The sequence below is a fragment of the Desertihabitans aurantiacus genome, from assembly GCF_003344635.1.
GTDB classification, from domain to species: Bacteria; Actinomycetota; Actinomycetes; order Propionibacteriales; family Propionibacteriaceae; genus Desertihabitans; species Desertihabitans aurantiacus.
Window position 1 is genome coordinate 1 of the sequence record NZ_QPKK01000257.1, and the last position, 5446, is coordinate 5446.

5 protein-coding genes are annotated in these 5446 nt (G+C 75.8%); 1 reads left to right on the plus strand and 4 read right to left on the minus strand.

Annotated elements, in window-relative coordinates; translation table 11 throughout:
* Positions 1 to 1431: HNH endonuclease signature motif containing protein (locus tag DVA66_RS16585; RefSeq protein ID WP_157974070.1), on the plus strand; the 1431-nt coding region annotated here is incomplete at its 5' end.
* Between the two features lie 60 nt (positions 1432 to 1491).
* On the opposite strand, the gene DVA66_RS16590 is transcribed toward DVA66_RS16585, so the two are convergent.
* From DVA66_RS16590 to DVA66_RS16605, 4 genes are all read right to left on the minus strand, one after another.
* Positions 1492 to 1830 carry a helix-turn-helix domain-containing protein gene (locus DVA66_RS16590; RefSeq protein ID WP_114561067.1) on the minus strand — a complete coding sequence of 113 codons (339 nt, stop codon included), beginning with the start codon at positions 1828 to 1830 and terminating at the stop codon, positions 1492 to 1494.
* A gap of 79 nt (positions 1831 to 1909) precedes the next feature.
* Positions 1910 to 2215, minus strand: a complete 306-nt coding sequence (locus tag DVA66_RS16595; protein WP_114127360.1) for a metal-sensitive transcriptional regulator — start codon at positions 2213 to 2215, stop codon at positions 1910 to 1912.
* Positions 2212 to 4554 carry a heavy metal translocating P-type ATPase gene (locus DVA66_RS16600; RefSeq protein ID WP_198671860.1) on the minus strand — a complete coding sequence of 781 codons (2343 nt, stop codon included), beginning with the start codon at positions 4552 to 4554 and terminating at the stop codon, positions 2212 to 2214. Before DVA66_RS16600 ends, DVA66_RS16595 begins: the two co-directional genes overlap by 4 nt.
* On the minus strand, positions 4538 to 5446 hold a 909-nt coding region (locus DVA66_RS16605; protein ID WP_198671861.1), incomplete at its 5' end, for a heavy-metal-associated domain-containing protein. The genes DVA66_RS16605 and DVA66_RS16600, both read right to left, overlap by 17 nt.

Consider the following 5446-nt stretch of genomic DNA (forward strand, 5'->3'; position numbering starts at 1 on the left):
CAGGCCGCGCGCTGGGCCGACCTGCACCCGGCCCCGTGCCCGGAGCTGGCCGCGACCCTCTCCGAGCGTGGCCGCGACACCGGCTGCCCGCTCGCCGGCGAGGGCACGGCGCAGGTGGACGTGTCGTGCCTCGCCGAGCTCGCCGCGGTGCTCGGGCTCTCGACCGGTGCGGGTCAGCGGCTGGTCGGGCACGCGCTGGAGCTCCGGCACCGGTTGCCCCGGCTGTGGGCGCTGGTGCACGCCGAGCGGGTGCCGGCGTGGCGGGCCCGCCAGGTGGCGGACTGCACGATGGGGCTCAGCCAGGAGGCGGCCTCCTTCGTCGACGCCCAGGTGTCGGCGGTGGTGGGCCAGATCGGCCCGGTGCAGCTGGAGCGGCTGGTGCTCGCCGCGGTCGCCGAGTTCATGCCGGCGGAGGCCGAACGCCGCAGGCTGCTCGCCGAGGACGGCCGCTGCTTCCGGGTGTTCCACGACACCACCGGAGCCGGGAACGGCCTGTCGGAGGTGCGGGGCACCCTCGACCTGGCCGACGCCCTCGACCTCGACCTGGCCGTCGAGGAGGGTGCCCGCGCGCTGGCCGGGGCGGGCTGCACGGAGTCTGCGGACGTGCGCCGCGCCCTGGCCCTCGGCGAGCTCGCCCGTTGCCAGCCCGCCCTCGACCTCACCAGCGACGACGCCGGCCCGGGCGCGGACCGTCGGGGTGCGGCACGGGGTCCACGGATCACCCTGTACCTGCACCTGTCGGCCGAGGCCCTCGGCCGCACCGCCTCGGCCCAGCCCGACCACGCGCAGGTCGGCCGGGTCGGCAACACCGGCGTCCCGGTCACCGCCGGGCAGATCCGCGACTGGTGCGGGCGCCCGGGTGCCACCGTGACGGTCAAGCCGGTGGTCGACCTCGGCGCCGAGGCCGGTGTCGAGGGCTATGAGGTCCCGGACTGGCTGAAGGAGCAGGTCGCGCTGCGTGACCGCACCTGCGTCTTCCCGTGGTGCCACCGAGCCGCGCACCCCCGACCCCTGCACGACCGCGCCCGCGCGCAGGTCGAGTACGACCACGTCCGGCCCCACCGGCTCGGCGGCCCGACCTCCGCGACCAACCTGGCCCCGCTGTGCCTGGCCCACCACCTCGGCAAGACCTTCGAGCGCTGGTCGTACGTGGTGACGGAGCCCGGGGTGTACCTGTGGACCAGCCCCCACGGCCGTCAGTACCGGCGCGGCCGGAACGGCGGCACCCGCGCACTCGACCAGCCAGCTCCCCCGCTGCGCCACCCCGACCAGATCGCACCCCCACCACCTCCACCGGCCCTGGTGCCCGGACGCCCGCCCTCGGCCCGCCGACGACGACAGATCGTCGGAGCATCACCGCACCGCGCCGGTCCGGCACCGAGCCCCAGCGGCTCACCGCCATCAGCGGGTGACGAGCCGCCACCCTTCTGACGACCGCGCGGATGCCGTCCGCTCACTAGCCACGGCCGTCTCTCCCGGATGAGCGTCGGCTCAGGCGGCGAGGGCGACCGGGCCGCGCAGGGAGGTGCGGGAGACGCGGAGGTCGTGTGCGACGGCGGTGGTGAGGTCGAGCAGGCTGAGCCCGACCGCGCCGGCGGCGGCGGAGAGGATCTCCGAGGACGGCTCCTTGCGCCCGCGCTCGACCTCGGAGAGGTACTGGGTGGAGATGCCGGCGCGCTCGGCGGTCTCGGCCAGCGTGCGGCCCTGGCGCTGCCGCTCCCGGCGCAGCCGGCGTCCGACCAGGTCGCGCCACAGCGGCTCGACGTCGTCGCGCCCGCGGCGTCCCGGCGGCTCAGCGCGTCCCCGACCCAGCGGCACCACGTCACCCATGGCGGTGACGCTACGCCGCGAGCCCGGCCTGCCGCTGCCGGTTCTGCTCAGAGCAGAGCGTCCACCCTCCGACGGGTGCTCAGGAGCGGACGAGGCGGGCGATGGCGGCCGAGGCCTCCTTGATCTTCGCGTCGGCCTCCGGTCCGCCGGCCTGGGCGGCGCCCACCACGCAGTGCTTGAGGTGGTCGTCGAGCAGACCCAGCGCCACCTTCTCCAGTGCGCTGGTGAGTGCGCTGATCTGGGTGAGGATGTCGATGCAGTACGTGTCCTCCTCGACCATCCGGTGGATGCCGCGGGCCTGCCCCTCGATCCGCTTGAGCCGGGCCAGGTAGCGGTCCTTGTCGCTGATGTAGCCGTGGGTGGCTGCTGCCTCGGTGGTGCTCATGCTCGCTGCTCCTGTTCGCTGCTGCGTCGGGTCGATGATGCCCGAGGCCGACCAGCCCCGGCGCCGTCGGAGCCGGGCTGCTCCCCGGGCGCGGTCGCGGTGGACCGGAAACCCCGCAGCCGCAGGCTGTTGGTGACGACGAAGACGCTCGACAGCGCCATCGCCGCGCCGGCCAGCATCGGGTTGAGCAGGCCGGCGGCCGCCAGCGGGATCGCCGCCGCGTTGTAGGCGAACGCCCAGAACAGGTTCGCCCGGATCGTGCCCATCGTCCGCCGGGCCAGGCGCAGCGCGTCGACCGCCGAGCGCAGGTCGCCCCGCACCAGCGTGATGTCGGCGGCCTGGATCGCGACGTCGGTGCCGCCGCCCATGGCCAGCCCGAGGTCGGCGCGGGCCAGCGCGGGCGCGTCGTTCACCCCGTCGCCGACCACCGCCACCACCCGGCCCTCGGCCTGCAGCCGCGCGACCACGTCGACCTTCTCCTGCGGCAGCACCTCCGCGACCACCCGCTCGATGCCCACCTCGGCGGCCACCTGCTCGGCCACCGCACGGTGGTCACCGGTGAGCAGCACCGGCGTCAGCCCCAGCCGCCGCAGCCCGCGGACCGCCTCCGCGCTGGTCGGCCGGACCTCGTCGGCCACCACCAGCAGACCGCGGGCAGCACCGTCCCAGGCCACCGCGACCACGGTCCGACCCTCCTCCTCGAAGCCCCGCTTGGCCCGCGCCAGCTCCTCGTCCAGGGGCAGCGAGCGCTCCACCAGCAGCGACTCCCGACCGGCCAGCACCTGGTGCCCGTCGACCACCCCCTGCACGCCGCGGCCCTCGAGGTTCTCGAACCCGTCCACCGCGGGCAGCGTCCCGAGCTCGGCCCGGGCCCCCGCCGCGACCGCGCGACCGACCGGGTGCTCCGAGGCGTCCTCGAGCGCGCCGGCCAGCCGGAGCAGCTCCACGGGCCCGACACCTGCCGCCGGCACCGCCTCGAGCAGGGTCATGGTGCCGGTGGTGACCGTGCCGGTCTTGTCGAGCACGACGGTGTCGACCCGGCGGGAGGACTCCAGCACCTCCGGGCCCTTGATGAGCACGCCCAGCTGGGCGCCGCGGCCGGTGCCGACCAGCAGCGCGGTCGGCGTGGCCAGCCCGAGGGCGCAGGGGCAGGCGATGATGAGCACCGCCACCGCCGCGCTGAACCCCGCGCTCAGCGGGTGCCCGGCCCCGGTCCACACGCCCAGGACGCCGATCGCGACGGCGATGACGACCGGCACGAAGACCCCCGACACCCGGTCGGCCAGCCGCTGCACCTCCGCCTTGCCGGACTGGGCGTCGCGGACCAGCCGCGCCATCTGGGCCAGCTGGGTGTCGGCCCCGACGCGGGTCGCCCGCACCACCAGCCGGCCGCCGGCGTTGACGCAGCCGCCGGTGACCGGGTCGCCCTCGCCGACCTCCACCGGCACCGACTCCCCGGTGAGCAGGGAGGCGTCCACCGCGCTCCGCCCGGAGACGACCACCCCGTCGCTGGCGATCTTCTCCCCCGGCCGGACGACGAACTCCTCGCCCACGGCGAGCTGCTCGACGGGCACCTGCTGCTCGCGGCCGTCCCGCAGCACCGCGACCGTCCGGGCCCCGAGCTCGAGCAGCGCCCGCAGCGCGTCGCCGGCCCGCCGCTTCGACCGCTTCTCCAGGTAGCGGCCGAGCAGGACGAAGGTGGTCACGCCGGCGGCGACCTCGAGGTAGATCTGGCTGGCGGCGTCGCCGCGCTCGACGGTCAGCCGGAACGGGTGCACCATCCCGGGCTCCCCGGCGCTGCCGAGGAAGAGCGCGACCACCGACCACAGCAGCGCCGCCAGCGTGCCGACCGAGATCAGGGTGTCCATGGTGGCCGCACCGTGCCGCAGGTTGAGCGCGGCGGCGCGGTGGAAGGGCCAGGCGCCCCACACCACCACCGGGGCGGCGAGCACCAGCGAGGCGAACCCCCAGTAGTCGAACTGCCAGGCCGGCACCATCGCCAGCGCGACCACCGGCACGGTCAGCAGCGCCGAGACCAGCACCCGCCGGCGCAGCGAGGCCAGCTCGTCGTCCCCGGCCGGCCGCTCCTCGTCACGGTCCTGCGGCGGGACGGGCAGCGCGGCGGTGTAGCCGGTCTTCTGCACCTCCTCGACCAGCGTCTGCGGGTCGAGGTCGGCGGGCAGGCTGACGCTGGCGGTCTCGGTGGCGTAGTTGACGGTGGCGCGGACGCCGTCCAGTCGGTTGAGCCGCTTCTCGACCCGGGCGGCGCAGGAGGCGCAGGTCATCCCGCCGATCTGCAGCTGCAGGTCGACCAGCGCCTGCTCATCCGTCGTGGCCATGGTCGGCCCCCTCCTCCTCGTCGTGCCCGGTCGACTCGTCCTGCTCCTGCTGCTCGCCCTGCTCGCTCCCGGTCGAGCCGTCGGTGTCGAGGACGAAGGCCGCGGTGCGGACCCGTCCGTCGATCTTGAGGTCGAGGTAGAGCAGGTAGCGCCCGGGCGTGGGCGCGGTGGCCTCGAAGGCGATCTCGGGCCCGGACCGGTCACCCGGCGCGGGGACGTCCCCGTGCGGGTGCACGTGCAGGTAGGCCAGGTCGCCGTCGCGCAGGGCGACCAGGTGGCCGAAGGCGCCCAGGTACGGCTCGAGCCGGGTCACCGGGGACCCGTCGCGGGTCACCGTCGCGGTCAGCGTGGTGGCCGTGCCCGGGCTCAGCGTGCCGTCGAGACGCACCTGGTAGCCGTCGACCTCCGCTGTGCGGACCGGTCCGTCGGTCACCCGCGGGTCGTAGCTGCCGCCGACCTGCACCAGGGTGGACAGGGTGAGCCCGCTGCCGTCCCGGGGGACGAAGTCGGCGTAGAGCCGGTAGCTGCCGGCGGCCTCCCACCGCCAGGGCAGGGACCACCGCCCGTCGGCGTCCCGCACCGGGTGCACGTGGCGGAAGAAGGCACCGTCGGTGCGCACCACCACCAGGTGCAGCTCCTTCTCGTGGGAGACCTGGTAGCCGGTCAGCGGGCGGCCGTCCGGGTCGCGCACGGTGAGGCCGAGGACGCCCTCGCGCCCGACCACCTCGGGTGCGCTGACCGCATCCAGCCGGTAGCCGTCGGCAGCCCGGGCCAGTCCGTCGGCCGCGTGGTCCTCAGCGGCCGCCGGCCCGGTCGCGGGCCCGCCGGTGTGCTCGTCGCCGTGCCCTGCCGGTTCGCCCTGCCCGGCCGGCTCGCCGTGCCCGGCCGGCTC

What these genes read in the sequence shown, in the direction of transcription:
- DVA66_RS16595 (WP_114127360.1), bottom strand. Translation starts at nt 2,215, where the DNA reads ATGAGCACCACCGAGGCAGCAGCCACCCACGGCTACATCAGCGACAAG.
- DVA66_RS16600 (WP_198671860.1), bottom strand. Translation starts at nt 4,554, where the DNA reads ATGGCCACGACGGATGAGCAGGCGCTGGTCGACCTGCAGCTGCAGATC.
- DVA66_RS16590 (WP_114561067.1), bottom strand. Translation starts at nt 1,830, where the DNA reads ATGGGTGACGTGGTGCCGCTGGGTCGGGGACGCGCTGAGCCGCCGGGA.